This is a genomic window from Pseudomonas sp. FG47, assembly GCF_057809115.1.
In genome coordinates this window covers 13,745-30,200 of record NZ_JBMDJI010000013.1, presented here as the reverse complement: position 1 = coordinate 30,200, position 16,456 = coordinate 13,745, and the positions used below count along the sequence as shown (strand labels likewise).

At 65.7% G+C, this 16,456-nt stretch carries 13 protein-coding genes; 6 read left to right on the top strand and 7 right to left on the bottom strand.

The genetic code is table 11. The features are described 5' to 3' along the window. The first annotated feature begins 67 nt into the window (after positions 1–67). On the top strand, positions 68–1,660 hold the full coding sequence (locus ACODS5_RS12395; protein ID WP_134692682.1) for a sensor domain-containing diguanylate cyclase: 1,593 nt from the start codon (positions 68–70) through the stop codon (positions 1,658–1,660). A gap of 3 nt (positions 1,661–1,663) precedes the next feature. Here the strand turns inward: ACODS5_RS12395 and ACODS5_RS12390 are convergent, their stop codons facing one another. After that, on the bottom strand, positions 1,664–2,017 hold the full coding sequence (locus tag ACODS5_RS12390) for a VOC family protein (protein ID WP_134692683.1): 354 nt from the start codon (positions 2,015–2,017) through the stop codon (positions 1,664–1,666). Positions 2,018–2,152: 135 nt separating this feature from the next. On the opposite strand from ACODS5_RS12390, the gene ACODS5_RS12385 reads away from it, so the two are divergent. The 3 genes from ACODS5_RS12385 to ACODS5_RS12375 all read left to right on the top strand — a co-directional run bounded on the left by ACODS5_RS12385 (position 2,153) and on the right by ACODS5_RS12375 (position 5,294). Beyond that, on the top strand, positions 2,153–2,929 hold the full coding sequence (locus ACODS5_RS12385) for a ParA family protein (protein ID WP_134692684.1): 777 nt from the start codon (positions 2,153–2,155) through the stop codon (positions 2,927–2,929). Between the two features lie 76 nt (positions 2,930–3,005). Then, complete coding sequence (locus tag ACODS5_RS12380; protein WP_134692685.1) at positions 3,006–3,782, top strand: DNA/RNA non-specific endonuclease; 777 nt, start codon at positions 3,006–3,008, stop codon at positions 3,780–3,782. Positions 3,783–3,953: 171 nt separating this feature from the next. Continuing rightward, positions 3,954–5,294 (top strand): MFS transporter, encoded by a 1,341-nt coding sequence (locus ACODS5_RS12375; protein ID WP_489108798.1) that lies wholly within the window; start codon positions 3,954–3,956, stop codon positions 5,292–5,294. Between the two features lie 118 nt (positions 5,295–5,412). Here ACODS5_RS12375 and katG read toward each other — a convergent pair whose 3' ends face one another. The 6 genes from katG to ACODS5_RS12345 form a co-directional block, all read right to left on the bottom strand. Continuing rightward, complete coding sequence (katG, locus tag ACODS5_RS12370; protein ID WP_489108797.1) at positions 5,413–7,644, bottom strand: catalase/peroxidase HPI; 2,232 nt, start codon at positions 7,642–7,644, stop codon at positions 5,413–5,415. A gap of 334 nt (positions 7,645–7,978) precedes the next feature. After that, positions 7,979–9,388 carry a DOPA decarboxylase gene (locus ACODS5_RS12365; RefSeq protein ID WP_134692688.1) on the bottom strand — a complete coding sequence of 470 codons (1,410 nt, stop codon included), beginning with the start codon at positions 9,386–9,388 and terminating at the stop codon, positions 7,979–7,981. A gap of 80 nt (positions 9,389–9,468) precedes the next feature. Next, positions 9,469–10,413, bottom strand: coding sequence for a LysR family transcriptional regulator (locus ACODS5_RS12360; protein WP_489108796.1), 945 nt, complete (start codon positions 10,411–10,413; stop codon positions 9,469–9,471). An 86-nt stretch (positions 10,414–10,499) separates the two neighbouring features. Further along, positions 10,500–11,210, bottom strand: a complete 711-nt coding sequence (locus tag ACODS5_RS12355) for a YebC/PmpR family DNA-binding transcriptional regulator (RefSeq protein WP_023631852.1) — start codon at positions 11,208–11,210, stop codon at positions 10,500–10,502. 105 nt (positions 11,211–11,315) lie between these two features. Then, entirely contained in the window at positions 11,316–12,707 is a 1,392-nt protein-coding gene (locus tag ACODS5_RS12350) for an FAD-dependent oxidoreductase (RefSeq protein WP_489108795.1), read from the bottom strand. Positions 12,708–12,721: 14 nt separating this feature from the next. Next, a complete protein-coding gene (locus ACODS5_RS12345; RefSeq protein ID WP_489108794.1) occupies positions 12,722–14,038 on the bottom strand; it encodes an MFS transporter in 1,317 nt (438 codons plus the stop codon). 246 nt (positions 14,039–14,284) lie between these two features. Here ACODS5_RS12345 and ACODS5_RS12340 point away from each other — a divergent pair, with 246 nt between their 5' ends. Further along, complete coding sequence (locus tag ACODS5_RS12340) at positions 14,285–15,142, top strand: LysR substrate-binding domain-containing protein (RefSeq protein WP_134692692.1); 858 nt, start codon at positions 14,285–14,287, stop codon at positions 15,140–15,142. A gap of 336 nt (positions 15,143–15,478) precedes the next feature. Next, entirely contained in the window at positions 15,479–16,288 is an 810-nt protein-coding gene (locus ACODS5_RS12335) for a gamma-glutamyl-gamma-aminobutyrate hydrolase family protein (RefSeq protein WP_489108793.1), read from the top strand. Positions 16,289–16,456: the final 168 nt, after the last annotated feature.

Genomic DNA, 16,456 nt, shown 5'->3' with positions numbered 1-16,456 from the left:
TCGCCCATGGTTCCCCAAGAGGTAAACGAGTAAGGTTGATCCCCTTTTACCGTCGGTGAGACCTGGATTGCCACACGCCAAGCATGGCCTGCGCCTGGACCTGCGCACGCTTATCCTCGTTCTCTGCGCGCTGACCGCCGTGGTGATGCTGCTGAGCAGCTATTTCGCCAGCTACCGGGTGCAGCGCCAGTTGCTGATCGATCACGCGCTGGAGGCCAACCGCGTGTATGCCGCCAAGCTGGCCGCCATCACCGAGACGTCCCTGGGCAATGCCTTGCAACAGCTTGCGTTCAGCGCCGAGGTACAAGGCCGCCAACTGAACGACGACGCGGCCTTGCAGGCCGAGACCGAACGCGTGCTGCGCCAAAGCAGCGCCTTCAACTCCACCTTCATGGTCGATGCCCGGGGCACCCTGCGGGCAATTTCACCCGCCTCGTTGCGCCACCTCATCGGTACCCCTTCCACCTCCCCCGGCGCCCTGCAAGCCCTGCGCGAACAGCGCACGCTGGTGTCCCCGGCGTACCTTTCAGCGGCCAACAACCTGGTGGTGGCCCTGTCGCAACCAATCTATGACGCCCAAGGGCACTACCTGGGCTATGTCGGCGGCAGCCTGTACCTGCGTGAGCGCAATATCCTCAAGGGCTTGTTGGGTGAGCACTTCTACCAGGACGGCTCATACCTCTACGTGGTCGACCGCAACCACCGCCTGTTGTACCACCCCGACAGCGACCGTGTCGGCACGCTGGTGGCCGGTAACAGCCTGGTGGATGAACTGGCCACCCTGGGCAGTGGCACCCGGCGGGTGATCAACAGCCAGGGCGTGGAGATGCTGGCCGGCTTCGCCAGCGTGCCGAGTAGCGGCTGGAGCGTGGTGGCGCAGCAGCCGCTGGCGGCGACCGTCGCACCGATGCACCACCTGATTCTCAACGTGATCGGTATTTCCGCGCCGCTGGCGCTGCTCGGCTGTCTGCTGTTGTGGTGGCTGGCGCTGATCATCGTCCGCCCGCTGTGGCAGTTGGCCGCGGCCGCACGCAGCCTGGACCGCGCCAGCACCGCCGAGCGCATCCACCGGGTCCGCGCCTGGTACTTCGAAGCCGCCGAGCTCAAGCGCGCCCTGCTGTTCGGCCTGAACCTGCTGCAGGAGCGCATCGGCCGCCTGAACCGCGACGCCCAGACCGATCCGCTGACCGGGCTGGTCAACCGCCGCGGGCTGGCCACCACCTTGAGCCACTGGCAAGCCGAGGCGCAGCCGTTCGCCGCCATCGTGCTGGACGTGGACCATTTCAAACAGGTCAATGACACCCACGGGCACGATGTTGGCGACGCCGTGCTGCGACGCCTGGCCGAGCTGATGCGCGGCGCCTGCCGGGAAGGCGATGTGCTGTGCCGCACCGGCGGCGAGGAGTTTCTGATGCTGTTGCCCGGCGCCAGCCTGACAGCAGCCGGCAACGTGGCCGAACGTCTTCGCCTGTCAGTGGAGCAAACGTTTTTCGCACCAGTCGGACGCTTGACCATATCCCTGGGCGTGGCCCATTGGCTCGCCACCGAACATGAAGTGCCATCAGCCGTGCTCAAGCGTGCGGACGATGCCCTCTACATGGCCAAGCAGAACGGTCGCAATCAAGTCGGCAGTGCAGGCCCCGAAGCATCCGGCGAGTAAAGCTCAACTGCTCGACCACACCGCCAGTTCGTAGCCATCCGGGTCGATGAAGTGAAAGCGCCGCCCACCTGGAAAGGCGAACACCGCCCGGCTGATCCGCCCTTGCGCCGCCTCGACGCGGCGCTGTGCCTCGGCCAGGTCATCGGCATAAAGAATCACCAGCGGCCCGCCGGGGCGTACCGGCTCCCCGGTAGTGAAACCGCCTGTCAAGCGGCCATCGCTGAACTCGGTGTAGCTTGGCCCGAAGTCGGTGAAGGTCCAGCCGAACACCTGGCCATAGAACGCCTTGCTGCGGGCGATATCGGCCACGTTGAACTCGATGTTGTCGATCTGCCGGTCGTTGCCGCGCATGCCCATGGTTGCCTCCTGGCGCTGATGTGAGCCGCCATCCTGATACTCGGGGGGCAATGTAACAAGCACTGTCTTAAAACTGTCACGTTACAGTCATAGGATTGACCGCGCTCTGACATTTTCCATTCAAGGATGACTGCCATGCGTCGTGTCGTGTTCAACCAGAAAGGTGGGGTCGGCAAGTCCAGCATCGCCTGCAACCTGGCCGCTGCCAGCGCCGCAGAAGGCTACCGGACCTTGCTGGTGGACCTTGACCCGCAAGCCAATGCTACCTATTACCTCACCGGTCTCAGTGCCGGCGCGATCCCGGCGGGCATCACCGACTTCTTCCGCCAGACCCTGGCGCCCAACCCGGCCAGCGGCAAGCGCCATCGGGTGGCCATTACCGAAACCCGCTACGCCAACCTGCACCTGGTCACCGCCAGCCCCGACCTGGCCGACCTGCAAGGCAAGCTGCAAAGCAAGTTCAAGATCAACAAGCTGCGCAAGTTGCTGGTGGCGCTGTCGGGCGACTATGAACGCATTTACATCGACACCCCGCCTGCGCTCAACTTCTATACCTTCAGTGCCCTGATCGCGGCCGAACGGTTGCTGATCCCCTACGATTGCGACAGTTTTTCGCGCCAGGCCCTGCACAAGGTGATGGCCGAGGTCGAGGAACTGCGCCAGGCGCACAATGCCGGGCTGGCGGTCGAGGGCGTGGTGGTCAACCAGTTCGCCGGGCGCACGGCGATGCACCAGACCCTGGTCGAACAATTGCGCGGCGAGGGCCTGCCGGTACTGCCGATATACCTGAGCAGCTCGATCAAGATGCGCGAGTCCCACGAGGCGGCGGTGCCCCTGGTGCACCTGGCTCCCCGGCATCGCTTGACGCGGGAGTTCGTCGAGCTGCTGGATGTGCTTGAACGGGCGGCCTAGGCCTGGTCGCGCCCCAGGCTACAGATCGCCCCGGCCATGCTGTAGGATTCGCCGCTTTTCTCATGGATGACGCGGCATGCGTTTGCTGTTCCTGCTGTTCCTGCTCAGCCTCACATCCTGCGCACCGCGCCTGCCATCGCCTCCGGCGCCAACGCCCGCCTTCACAGCGCTCACCCTGCTCGACCAGGGTCGCTTCCAGCTCTGGTACGACTGCCAGCGCGGCGAGCCGCACCGCTTCGCCTTTACCCTGGGCCGGGACGAAGGCCATCTGCCGCGTATCGACAACTTCCGCATCGACCGCGGCCTGCCCGCGGGCTGCAAGGGCCAACACTCAGCCAAGGCCTATTCATCGCCCAAGGGTTATCACCGTGGTCACCTGGCGGCGAACAACCATTTCGACGACGATCGCGCGGCGATGGACGCCTCCAACCTGATGAGCAACATCGTCCCGCAGTTGGCCGCGCACAACAGCCGCACCTGGTACCAGACCGAGCTGCTGACCGAGTGCTACCGCGACCGGCACCCGGTGACGGTGATCGGCGGCGTGGTGTTCGGGCACTCGGGCCAGGCGCCGGATAACGATCACTTCGTCGCTTCCCACGGCATCGCGACCCCGGAGGCATTCTGGAAAGTGCTGCTGACCGAGGATGACCAGGGCCAGCCCCAGGTCATCGGCTGGTGGATTCCCCACGAGGCTGGGCTGGGCACCAACCTGGACCCATACCTGCGCAGCGTGCATGAGATAGAGGCGCTGCTTGGGGCGGGCGAGGCGCCGATCGATGTGCCCGACCTGGTCAAGGACTTGCGGCCGATGCATACCTGGCCGGTAACGGCGGGGTGTGATCGGGAATGATGCATGGGCACGGGCTTGTGCCCTGCCCCTCCAGGCCCTAATAGGCATCCCGGTGTCGCCCTCGACACAACACCCTCTGCCGCTGGCCTGTCTACTGCCTTGACAACAACGACGGCGCGCCATGAGCGCGGTGCGTTCGTCCAGGCTGCCAGACCACCGGAGAGCACGTCCATGTCCATCCCCCATGAGGTTCCGCCCGCGACCCTGCGACGGGTGATCGCCGCCTCGGCCATCGGCAACTTCGTCGAATGGTTCGACTTCGCCGTCTACGGTTTCCTCGCCACGCTGATCGCCAGCCAGTTCTTCACCGGTGAAAACGCCAGCGTCGCCCTGCTCAAGACCTTCGCCGTGTTCGCCGTGGCCTTCGCCCTGCGCCCCTTGGGCGGCATCGTGTTCGGCGCCCTGGGCGACCGCCTTGGGCGCAAGCGTATTCTGTCGTTGACCATCCTGCTGATGGCCGGCTCCACCACCTTGATCGGCCTGCTGCCCACCTACGCCAGCATCGGGGTGCTGGCCCCGCTGCTGCTGACCCTGGCTCGCTGCCTGCAGGGGTTCAGCGCCGGCGGCGAGTACGCCGGGGCCTGCGCCTACCTGATGGAACATGCGCCGCAACAGCGGCGTGCGTTCTATGGCAGCTTCGTGCCGGTCTCGACCTTCAGCGCCTTCGCCTGCGCGGCAGTGATCGCCTACGCCCTGGAGGCGAGCCTGACGCCCGAGGCGATGAGCGCCTGGGGCTGGCGCATCCCGTTCCTGATCGCCGCGCCCCTGGGACTGGTCGGCTTGTATCTGCGCTGGCGTATGGAGGAAACCCCGGCCTTCCGCCAGGCCATGGCCGAGGGCAAGCGCCATGCGCACTCGCCGCTGGGCGACACCCTGCGTCACCATGGCCGCACGATCCGCAACCTGGGCGCGTTCATCTCGCTGACGGCGCTGTCGTTCTACATGTTCACCACCTACTTCGCCACCTACCTGCAAACCGTCGGCCAGCTCAGCCGGGCCCAAGCCTTGCTGGTGTCCACCGCGGCGCTACTGTTCGCCGCCGTTGGCTGCCCGCTGGCCGGGGCATTCTCCGACCGGGTCGGGCGTCGACGGACCATTGGCTTTACCTGCCTGTGGGTGATGTTCGCGGTATTGCCTGCCTACTGGCTGGCCAGCTCCGGTTCGCTGGCCGGGGCCTTGCTGGGGGTGATCCTGCTGGCCGTTGGCGCGCTGATGAGTGGTGTGGTCACGGCGGCCCTGCTGTCGGAGTGCTTCCCGACCCGCAGCCGTTATACCGCCTCGGCGATCACCTACAACCTGGCCTACACCCTGTTCGGCGGCACTGCACCGTTGCTGGCGACCTGGTTGATCGAGCAAAGCGGCAGCCGCCTGGCGCCGGCGTTCTACCTGGTGGCAATCGCCTTGCTGGCATTGCTAGGGGGGTTGGCGTTGCCGGAGACGTCGCGGATATCGCTGCATGACGAGCCCGGCGATACAGCGCAAGGTGAGGTGGCGAGCGAAGCGGTTCACTAGGCATTTCAGCCCGCGGTGGATGGCACCGGCTGCGCCGGTGTTCGCCGGCAAGCCGGCTCCTACGTCCTGTAGGAGCCAGCCTTGCTGGCGAAGCAGGCAACGCGGTGCGTGGAACCGGCTACAGATCGAACCTATCCAGTTCCATGACTTTCACCCAGGCGGCGATAAAGTCCTTGGCAAATTTCTGCCCGCCGTCACCGCTGCCGTAGACCTCGCTGATGGCCCGCAACTGGGCGTGGGAGCCGAACACCAGATCGACCCGGCTGGCAATCCACTTCACTTGCCCGGTCTTGCGCTCGCGGCCCTCGAAGGTTTCGTTGTCCGCCGTGGTCGGCTTCCACTCCACGCCCATGTCCAACAGGTTGCGGAAGAAATCGTTGCTGAGCACCCCGACCTTGTCGGTGAACACGCCCTCCTTGCTGGCGCCATGGTTGGCGCCCAGCACCCGCAGGCCGCCAACCAACACCGCCAGCTCAGGCGCGGTCAGGGTCAGCAACTGGGCTTTGTCCAGCAGCAGTTTTTCGGCCTTGACGCTGTAGCGCGCCTTGCTGAAATTACGGAAACCGTCAGCCAGGGGTTCGAGCACGGCGAACGACTCGACGTCGGTTTGCGCCTGCGAAGCATCCACCCGCCCCGGGCGGAACGGCACGCTAAGGTCATGCCCGGCGTCCTTGGCGGCTTTTTCCACCGCCGCGCTACCGGCCAGGACGATCAGGTCGGCCAGCGATATCTTGTTGCCACCCTCGGCGCGGATTTTTTCCAACGCCGTGAGTACCTTGTCCACGCCCTGGTTCGCGGCCCAGCCCTTTTGCGGCGCCAGGCGCAGACGCGCGCCATTGGCCCCGCCGCGCTTGTCGGAACCGCGGAAGGTCGAAGCCGAGGCCCAGGCAGTGGAAACCAGCTCGGCCACGCTCAGGCCCGAGGCCAGGACCTTGGCTTTCAACGCGGCGATATCAGCCCCGCTGGGCTGCGCGCCGGCCTTGGGCAGTGGGTCTTGCCAGAGCAGTTCCTCGTTGGGCATTTCCGGGCCGAGGTAACGCGCCAGCGGGCCCATGTCGCGGTGGATCAGTTTGTACCAGGCGCGGGCGAAGGCATCGGCCAACTGCTCGGGGTTGTCCTTGAAGCGGCGGGCGATGGGTTCGTAGATCGGGTCGAAGCGCAGCGCCAGGTCAGAGGTGAGCATCGAGGGCGCATGCCGTTTCGACGCATCGTGGGCATCCGGCACCGTACCTGCGCCCTTGCCATCCTTGGGCCGCCACTGATGGGCACCCGCCGGGCTCTTGGTCAGTTCCCATTCGAAGTTGAACAGGTTGTTCAGGTACTCGTTGCTCCAGCGCGTGGGCGTCGAGGTCCAGATTACTTCCAGGCCGCTGGTGATGGTGTCACCGCCTTTGCCGGTGCCGAACTTGTTGGCCCAGCCCAGCCCCTGCTGCTCCAGCCCCGCGGCCTCCGGTTCGGCACCGACGTTGTCGGCAGGGCCTGCGCCATGGGTCTTGCCGAAGGCGTGGCCGCCGGCGATCAGCGCCACGGTCTCTTCATCGTTCATGGCCATGCGGCCAAAGGTGTCGCGGATGTCCTTGCCCGATGCGACCGGGTCCGGCGTGCCGTCCGGCCCCTCTGGGTTGACGTAGATCAGCCCCATCTGCACTGCGGCCAGGGGATTTTCCAGGTTGCGCTCGCCCGCCAAGTTGCGGCTCTGCTCCTCGGGGCGCTTGGCAGGCTCGGCCACCAGGTCGCCCTTGCCCGCCGGCTCGGCCTTGCCGTAGCGGGTATCGCCGCCCAGCCAAACCTTCTCCGAGCCCCAGTAGACATCCTCGTCCGGCTCCCACACATCGGAGCGCCCGCCAGAGAAACCGAAGGTCTTGAAGCCCATCGACTCCAGGGCCACGTTGCCGGTGAGCACGATCAGGTCGGCCCAGGAGATCTTGTTGCCATACTTCTGCTTGATCGGCCACAGCAGGCGCCGGGCCTTGTCCAGGCTGACGTTGTCGGGCCAGCTGTTGAGCGGGGCGAAGCGTTGCTGGCCGGAACCGGCGCCGCCGCGCCCATCGCCGATACGGTAGGTGCCGGCACTGTGCCAGGCCATGCGAATGAACAAAGGGCCGTAGTGGCCAAAGTCGGCGGGCCACCAGTCCTGGGAATCGGTCATCAAGGCGGTCAGGTCTTGCTTCAGGGCCTGGAAGTCGAGGCTCTTGAACGCCTTGGCATAGTCGAAGTCCGGGTCCATGGGGTCGGACTTGGACGAATGCTGGTGAAGGATCTTCAGGTTGAGCTGGTCAGGCCACCAGTCACGGTTGCTGGTGCCGCCACCGGCGGTTTGATGGAATGGGCATTTCGATTCGTTGGCCATCTGTGTCTACCTTTGGGTCGGGTCTGTCCAGATTTCCGGGCGTTGTTGTCGTTGCGCTGCCAGGTCTTGGAGCGGCCACGGCCAAGGCGTGAGCCTGCTCCTCATCAGGGTTGGCCGGCGGCGCCAGGCGCTTGAGCGCAGCGGCTTTTCGCGGGACCAGCACAAAGACTAGTCGAGCCTGCCCAGAGGTCTAATAGAGGCGCTGTTGCACAGCGATAGCCTGGCTCTTTCACCCAGGCGGCGAACAGACAATCATCAACCAGGCCGATAGCCACTATGGTGCTGTTCGCCAGCAAGGCTTGCCGTGGCAGCCAGCCTGCTGGCGAACAGTCGCTCAAGCCACCACAGCTTGCAGGCGCTGCCACAACCGTTGCACATGCTCGCGCTCGGTCGGCAGCGCCCCGACCGACACCCGCACCATCCAGCCCCCGTTCAAGGTTGCAGGGGTGACATAGGCCTCACCCGAGGCATTCAAGCGTTCGGCCCAGGCGCGGGTATGACGATCCAGCGCCTCACCCTCAACCCCGGCTGGGCGATGGCGAACGCACAAGGTCTGCAACTGCACCGGCGCCAGCAACTCCCAGTCGCCACTCGCCGCGACCTGCTCGGCCAGCCAGCGGGCATTGTCCAGGTCGCGGCGCAGACGCTGCTGCAAGGCTTCGACACCCTCGCTGCGCAGCATGAACCACAGTTTCAACGCTCGGAACCGACGCCCCAGCGGGATGCCCCAGTCACGCAGGTTCTTCACCTCGCCGTCGACCGCCGATTGCAGGTAGCTGGGGTTGGTGCTCATCACCCGGATCAGGTGCTGTGGATCGCGCACGTAGTAGATCGAGCAATCGAAAGCCACGCCCAGCCATTTATGGGCATTGACCACCACCGAGTCGGCCAGCTCGATGCCGTCCCACATCCAGCGGCATTCCGGGAGGATCATCGCCGAGCCGGCCATGGCCGAGTCTACATGCAGCCACAGCTGGTTGGCCTGGGCGATTTCACCGATCGCGCGCAGCGGGTCCAATGCCGTGGTAGTGGTGGTACCGGTGGTGGCGACCACCGCGCAGGGTTGGTTGCCGGCGACCAGGTCCTTGGCGATGGCCGCCTCCAGCGCCTCGGGACGCATGGCGAACTGCTCATCGGTAGGGATCAGGCGGATGTTGTCACGACCAAAGCCCGCCAGCAGCGCGGCCTTGTCCACCGAGCTGTGGGCGTGGGCGCTGACGTAGACGATCAACGGCTTGGCCTGGCCCTGCAGGCCGCCACGCACCTGGGCATGGTCGGTGGCACGCTCGCGGGCGCAGATCAGCGCCACCAGAGTGCTGGTCGAGGCGGTGTCCTGAATCACTCCGCTCCACTGGTCACTGAGGCCCAGCAACTGGCGCAGCCAGTCGAGGGTGGTCTCCTCCAGCTCGCTCAGGGCCGGGCTGGACTGCCACGACAGGCCGAGCACGCCCAGGCCGGTGCTGAGGAAGTCGCCCAGCACCGAGGACAAGGTGCCGTTGGAGGGGAAGTAGCCATAGAAATCCGGGTGCTGCCAGTGCGATAGGCCGGGCATGACCAGCTTGTCGACGTCGGCGAGGATGGCCTCGAACGGCTCGCCTTGCCGAGGCGCGCCCTGGGGCAGCGCAGCCTTGAGGTAGCCGGGCTCGACCTGGGCCATGACCGGGCGCTCGCCGACGCTCTGGCGGTAGTCGGCGATCAGGTCGATCAGTTGGTGGCCGTATTGGCGGAATTGTTCGGGGGTCATGGGCGGTCTCCTGGCTGCACAATTGCCTCGCAGTCTAGGTGCCCCTCACAGGCTAAAGAACCCCGCTTCGCGCATAGCTGCTATGGCAAAGGCGCATGCCCGCCCTGTACGCCGAAGTGCGACTGGCGCCACACCTCGAACACCCGATTGCGCAGCCAACGATGCTCTGCCGAGGCCTGCAGGCGCTGGTGCCACACCACCCAGTAGCGCTGGGTATGCTCGACAAAGCCCATCGGCCGCCAGCTCAGGCCATGCAACCGCGCCAGTTGCCGGGCGATATGCTCGGGCACCGTGGCCAATGCCTGGCCGTTGCCGACCACCTGGACCATCGCGCTGAAGAACGGCACCTCCAGCGTGACGCGGCGCTGCAGCCCCTGGGCGCGCAGATGGCGGTCGATGAAGCTGTCCTTGTCGCCGCCACCGGACACCCGCACGTGCTTGAAGGCCAGGTAGTCTTCCTGGCTCAGTTCGGCGCGAATACTCAATGGATGGTCATGGCGCATCAGGCACACCGCCCGGTCCTCGCCCAGCAGCCGGCCGTGCAGGTTGGGTGGCGACTCGTCGAACAGCGTGGTGGCCAGGTCGATCTCGCCGCTGGCGAGCAAGGCGTACTGCCCGGCCTGCCAGGTGCGGTACTCCAGCGACACCCCCGGCGCTTCCTGCTCCAACGCTTTCACCAGCTGCGGCAGCATGTGTTCGGCCACGTAGTCCGAGGCCGCCAGGCAGAAACGCCGCTCGCAGCGCGCTGGGTCGAACGCCGCAGGCTGGCGCAGGGCGTTGAGCTCGTCCAGCACTTGGCGCAATGGCTCGACCAGCGTTTCGGCGTGTTCGCTGAGCACGTAGCCACGCCCCTGGCGCACCAGCAGCGGGTCGTCGAAGGCATCGCGCAGGCTGGCCAGCTGGCGGCTCAGCGCCGGTTGGCTGCAACCCAGGCGCTCGGCGGCGTGGCTGAGGTTCTTCAACTGCAGGAGGCAGTCGAGGGAGCGCAGGTGGGCAAGGCTGAGGGAGGCGAAGGTGGGGTGCATGGCGCAGGTCCGCAAATGTTCGCGGGGCAAGCCCCCTCCCACAGACGCGCTGGGAGAGGGCTTGCCCCGCGAGGATAACGCGCGGCTCAGTCAGTCAGGCCGACATAGACGTTCTGTACGTCTTCGTTCTCGTCGATGGCTTCGAGGAAGGCCTCGACTTCGGCCAGCGCTTCAGCGCTCAGGCTGGCAGCGCTCACGGGGTTCTTCGGGGTGTAGCCGATCTTCGCCGAAGTCACGGTGAAACCATGCTCCGGCAGGGCTTTCTGCACGGCGTCCAGGTCGGTGGTGTCGGTGATGAACAAGGTCGAACCCTCTTCCTCACCGTCCTCGAAGTCCTGGGCACCGGCTTCAATGGCTGCCATTTCCGGGTCGGCGTCGCCTTCCGGGGTGGCCTCGATCAGGCCGACATGGTTGAAGTCCCAGGCCACCGAGCCGCTGGCACCCAACTGGCCCTTGCGGAACAGTACACGGATCTGCGCCACGGTACGGTTGACGTTATCGGTCAGGCACTCGACGATCAGCGGCACCTGGTGCGGAGCGAAGCCTTCGTAGCTGACCGCATGGTACTGCACGGCCTCGCCGTCCAGGCCGGCGCCTTTCTTGATGGCGCGCTCCAGGGTCTCTCGGGTCATCGAGGCTTTCTTGGCCTGGACAATGGCCAGGCGCAGGCGCGGGTTCATGTCCGGGTCGGCGCCAGACTTGGCGGCGATCTGGATCTCCTTGGCCAGCTTGCCCATGATCTTGCCCTTGGCGTTGGCCGCCGTTTCTCTATGCTTGGCTTTCCACTGTGCGCCCATATCGACTCTCTTTGTTTCAGCGGCCGGTTCAGGAAGCGACCGGCCAAAAAGTGGGGAGAGTTTATACGCCCTGCGCACCGGGTTCGACAAGAAATCGCATCAGCTTCAGCCCTTGTCGGCCTTCCCCGCCGCCGCCGCGAACTTCGCCAGGCGCACATCCAGCCCGCGCGGACGCACGCCGCGGTCTTCGGCGCGCTCCTTGCGGCGGATGGCGTTGCGCACCATCAGCGACCCCAGGTAGCGCACCGGCTCCGGCGGGAAACGCCCCAGCGGGCCCTTGACCAGCGGCGAGCGGGTCCAGGCATTGGACTGCCCCAAGGCCAGCGACGCGAGGATCTGCCCGCCCATGTGGCACGGCCCCACCCCGCTGCCCGAATAGCCGAAGCCGTAGAACACGTTGCCCTGGCCATCGAGCCGGCCAAAGAATGGCAAGCCGGTCACCGAGCGATCCGACGGTCCGTTCCAGCTCGCCGCCAGCGGTACCTCGGCCAACGCCGGGAAGAACTCCGCCAGGCTGTCACGCAGCAACGGCTGATACGGCGACGGCTGGTCGAACACCGGCAGCATGCGCCCGCCGTAGGCGAAGGTATTGCCGCCCTTGCCGAGCATCAGCCGGCCATCGGAGGTGTTGTGGTAGTAGTGCACGAAGATCCGCGAGTCGAGCACGCTGACGCCGCTGTCCAGGCCGATCTGGCGCAGCAGTTCGGGGCACGGCTCGGTGATCACCATGTCGCTGGAGACGATCGCCACGCTACGCTCGAACTGTGGGAAGGCCCGCGCCATCCAGGCATTGAGGCCGAGCACCACGCGGTCGGCGCGAACAGTGCCGGCGCGGGTGCGCACCTGCACCGGCACGCCATGCTCCAGGCCGGTCATTGCCGTGCCCTCGTGAATACGCACCCCACGCTCCAGCGCCACCCGCCGCAGGCCACGCACCAGGCGCCCCGGCTGCACCGTGGCGGCTGCCGGCGAGTACCAGCCTTCGAGATGGCGCGCGGAACCGGCCCGACGCTGCAACTGCTCCAGGGGCAAGCGCTGGAAGGAATTGATCCCCTGTTGCTCCAGCGCCGCGATCACCGCGTCGGTAGCGCCGAGCTGTGCGCGGTTGGTGGCGGTATACAAGGTACCGTCCATGCGGTAGTCGCAGTCAATGTCGTTGCTGGCGCAGAACGCGCCAATGGCCGCGACGCTCTGCTCCGACTCGCGCACCAGGCGCAGCGCCTCCTGCTCCCCGAACAGCCGTGCGAGGGTGAAGTACTTGGCCGACCAGGACAGCGCGCAGCCGCCATTGCGCCCGCTGGCCCCGGCGCCGCAGATATCCGCCTCGATCAACAACACATCCAGCTGCGGTGCCTGTTCCTTGAGCATCAAGGCCGTCCATAGCCCGGTGTAGCCGCCGCCGACGATGCACACATCGCAGCGGGCGTCGCCGACCAGCGGTGGGCATGGGGACGCCTGTTCCTGGTCCAGGGCCTGTTGCAGCCAGAAGGGTCTCATCTGCTCGTTTTCCTCTAGGTACGCAGTGGCTTGATCGCCATGCCGGTATTGGGCGCCACGTCGGTGGCCTGGGGTGCCGTTGCCGGACGGCTGTTCCAGTGCGGCAGCAGCACCAGGGCGGAGAACAGCGCGGTGCCGGCGAAGACGATGAATACCGTGACGCTGTCGAAGTAGCCCGGCAGCAAGCCGCCAAGCACCGCGCCCACCGAGCCGCAGCCGTTGACGAAGCCGGCCGCGGTGGCGCCGGCCTTGGCCGTGCCGAAGTCGATGGCGGCGGCGCCGCTGATCATCGAGTCCGGGCCGTACAGGGTCAGGCCCATGACGAACAGCAAGGCCACTACCAGCACCACGCTGCCGCTGTGCATCGCCGCCATGAAACCGGCCAGGGTCAAAGTCAGCAATACCAGGCTGATCACGCAGGCCGGCATGCGCCGGGCGCCGAACAGCTTGTCCGAGGCCAGGCCGATGAGGATCGGCCCGAGCAGCCCGGCCAGCTCGAAGGCAGTGGGGATGATCGCCGCGCCAACCTTGCCCACCGAGGGCATCTGTTCGAAGACGATCACCGGCCCCCATAGCAGAATGGCGTAGCGCGCCGGCTTGAGCATGAAGTAGGCCAGGCCCAGGGTCAGCACCGTGCGGTTGCGCAGGATCTCGCGCAGCGGTGCCCAGACGCTGCACAGGTTCGCCCCCGGGGCCATGCTCTGCGGTTCGGGCTCCACCGCCGGCAGGCCGACGTCCTCGGGTTTGTTGCGCTGGAAGATGAAGAACAGCACCGCCACCGCGGCCACCACCACGGCACTGGAGAAGAATGCCGCGTGCCAGCTGCCGACCAGGGTGTAGGCCCACCAGCCGGCGAACGGCGAGGCGACCAGGCCGCCGAAGGCGTAGCACGAGCTCCACAGCCCCAGCACCCGTCCGCGCTGGGACGCCGGGAAGAAACTGCCGATGTTCTTGCACAGCCCGGCCCAGCCGGTGGACTGGGCCAGGCCCTGGATCAGCATGCAGGTGGCGAAGATCGGGAAAGTCGCGTAGCTGCCCATCGCCACGGCGGCGGCGGCCGAAATCAGCAACCCGCCCAGCACCACCACCCGTGGCCCGAAGCGGTCGGCAAGCATGCCCCAGGTGAACTGGCCCACGGCGTAGGCGGCCAGGTAGATGGCGTCGAGGTTGGCCATGGCCGCCTTGTCGAGCATGAACGATGGGTCTTCGCCGATGCCAAGCTTGGCCACCGAAAAGGCCTTGCGAGTGAAGTAGAAGGCGGCGTAGGCCAGCCAGGTGATCGCGAAAATCTGCACGCGCCAGCGTTTGATGGCGCCCAGGGATTGATTCATTTGACTCTGACCTCTTGTTTGAGTGTGCCGGCAGAATGTGAAGAAACGCCTGTCTTGTTGTTGTGTTGCGCACTGCGTGACGGAGGGACGTCACTTGGTCAGATGGCGGTGGTGCCGCCATGGGCGACATGCCGCTGCTCGTGGCAGAGGCGTCGGGTTGAAACACATGGAAACAGCTGCTGACTGATAAATAAAATCGATTTATCGTATTTCACACATAAGCCCAGCTTGTAAGCGGAGTGTTCGATGTCGGTTTCCCATGCTCAACTCAAGGCCTTCCACGCCGTTGCCGAACAGGGCAGCTTCACCCGTGCGGCACAAAAGCTGTTCCTCACCCAGCCGGCGGTGTCCGACCAGGTGCGCAAGCTCGAGGAACGCTTCGGGGTGTTGCTGTTCCAGCGCAACAAGCGTTCGGTGCAACTGACCGACCTGGGCGAGCGCCTGCTGGGTGTGACCCAGCGCCTGTTCGCCTGCGAGGCCGAGGCTGTGGAGTTGCTGCAGGACTCCCGGGCCTTGCACACCGGCAGCCTGACCTTGGCGGTGGACGCGCCGGTGCATGTGCTGCCGCAGGTGGCGCGGTTCTGCCAGCGTTATCCAGGGATCCAGGTGAAGATCGAGACGGGCAATACCGATGAATCGCTGGCGCGGTTGTTCAGCTACCAGGCCGACCTGGCGTTGCTCGGGCGTGATGTCGATGATGAACGGCTGCACTGCGTGCCCATCCGCCGTGACCCGATGGTGGCATTCGTCTCGCATCAGCACCCCTGGGCCAGCCGCGGTTCAATCAACCTGGCGGACCTGGACGACACGCCGTTGGTGCTGCGCGAGCCGGGGTCGGTGACGCGCCAGACCCTGGAAGAGGAGATGCAGCGAGCGGGGTTGCGGATTCGCCCGGCGATCCAGGTCGAAGGCCGTGAGGCCGCGCGTGAGGCGGTGGTGGTGGGGATCGGCGTCGGGGTGGTTTCGGCGGCGGAGTTCGGCGCCGATGCGCGGGTGTGCGCGTTGCCGATTGTCGATTGCCAGCGGCATTTGACCGAAACCCTGGTTTGCCTGAGAGAGCAACGGATGCGGCGGGTGGTGGCTACGTTTCTGGAGATGGTTTAAGCAGTTCCAAGGCTGCTGTTCGGCCAACCGTACCTCTGCCGACACGATCATTGCAGCGACGCAAAGACCCGACTGCATCGTTAAATATTATTGACCCAATCCCCTGCCAAACCCTTGCCGGCAAAGGCCCCGCCAGCCCCAAGCCCCCGAAAACCGCCGCCCTAGCACCCCGCCACTCGTTTGACATATCGAACGGCTCTGGCAAGCTATGAGTCAGGCCCCGACCGACATCGCCTGCATGGCGAGCCGGCAGTGCTCGGGGCTTCAGGCAGCACTCAAGGCCCCGGCCGTGCGCCTGCACAACAACGACAGGCATGACCTGTCCCAAGGTGACATATGTCCAACAGCAACATTGGCAACAAGCAACCTTCCCTGCGCAAACCCGTCGTCCTTATGACCATGGGCAGCCAAGAGCGCAAAGGCCATGACTATCAGGTCATGACCCACAAATACATCTCCCCGCTGGTCGAGTTCTCCGGTTGTGTCCCGGTCCTGGTGCCCACCTGCTGCGGCGTCGAAGACCTCGAGACCTACCTGGACATGGCCGACGGCGTGTACCTGACCGGTGCCGGCAGCAACATCGACCCGGCCCTCTACGGCCAGGACAACCAGACGCCCGGCAAAGGCCAGGACCAGAACCGCGACCTGTTCGACATCCCGCTGGTCAAGGCGGCGATCAAGCGTGGCCTGCCGATCTTCGGCATCTGCCGCGGCATGCAGGAAATCAACGTGGCCCTCGGTGGCGACATCTACCAGAAGGTCTACGCCGAGCCAGGCTTCAACGACCACCGGGAAAACCCGGAAGATCCGGTCGAGGTCCAGTACGCCCAGGTGCACGGCGTGAAGATCAAGCCGGGCAGCTGGCTGCGCGACACCCTCGGCAGCGACGAAATTCGCGTCAACTCGCTGCACGGCCAGGGCCTGCGCAACCTGGGCGCGGGCATCGAGCCGATCGCCCATGCCGAGGATGGCCTGGTCGAGGCGATCCACGCCCCGAGCATCTCGCCCTTCCTGTTCGCGGTGCAGTGGCACCCGGAGTGGCAGGCGGCGAAGAACCCCGACTCGATCAAGATGTTCCAGGCCTTCGGCGACGCCTGCCGCGCCCAGGTCCGCAAGTCCCAGGTCAAGCGCAACCAGGCCGCCTGACCCTCTGAAGCTTCGTTAGCTTTGATCGCGGGGCGGCGCAAGGTCGCCCCCGTTTCCCACGGTCACCCTCTGCTGGTCCCAGAACACCTCCCGTGGAAGCGGGCGGCGGGCTTGTGCCTGTCTCCGCGATCTTTTTTCCTCTCCCCTCATAGAGATACGATGACTCAT

Excerpts from the sequence above, each read along its gene's own strand:
- ACODS5_RS12360 (WP_489108796.1), bottom strand. The coding sequence starts at position 10,413 with ATGCACCCCACCTTCGCCTCCCTCAGCCTTGCCCACCTGCGCTCCCTC.
- ACODS5_RS12335 (WP_489108793.1), top strand. The coding sequence starts at position 15,479 with ATGTCCAACAGCAACATTGGCAACAAGCAACCTTCCCTGCGCAAACCC.
- ACODS5_RS12350 (WP_489108795.1), bottom strand. The coding sequence starts at position 12,707 with ATGAGACCCTTCTGGCTGCAACAGGCCCTGGACCAGGAACAGGCGTCC.
- katG (WP_489108797.1), bottom strand. The coding sequence starts at position 7,644 with ATGGCCAACGAATCGAAATGCCCATTCCATCAAACCGCCGGTGGCGGC.
- ACODS5_RS12380 (WP_134692685.1), top strand. The coding sequence starts at position 3,006 with ATGCGTTTGCTGTTCCTGCTGTTCCTGCTCAGCCTCACATCCTGCGCA.
- ACODS5_RS12390 (WP_134692683.1), bottom strand. The coding sequence starts at position 2,017 with ATGGGCATGCGCGGCAACGACCGGCAGATCGACAACATCGAGTTCAAC.
- ACODS5_RS12365 (WP_134692688.1), bottom strand. The coding sequence starts at position 9,388 with ATGACCCCCGAACAATTCCGCCAATACGGCCACCAACTGATCGACCTG.
- ACODS5_RS12375 (WP_489108798.1), top strand. The coding sequence starts at position 3,954 with ATGTCCATCCCCCATGAGGTTCCGCCCGCGACCCTGCGACGGGTGATC.
- ACODS5_RS12385 (WP_134692684.1), top strand. The coding sequence starts at position 2,153 with ATGCGTCGTGTCGTGTTCAACCAGAAAGGTGGGGTCGGCAAGTCCAGC.
- ACODS5_RS12340 (WP_134692692.1), top strand. The coding sequence starts at position 14,285 with ATGTCGGTTTCCCATGCTCAACTCAAGGCCTTCCACGCCGTTGCCGAA.
- ACODS5_RS12345 (WP_489108794.1), bottom strand. The coding sequence starts at position 14,038 with ATGAATCAATCCCTGGGCGCCATCAAACGCTGGCGCGTGCAGATTTTC.
- ACODS5_RS12355 (WP_023631852.1), bottom strand. The coding sequence starts at position 11,210 with ATGGGCGCACAGTGGAAAGCCAAGCATAGAGAAACGGCGGCCAACGCC.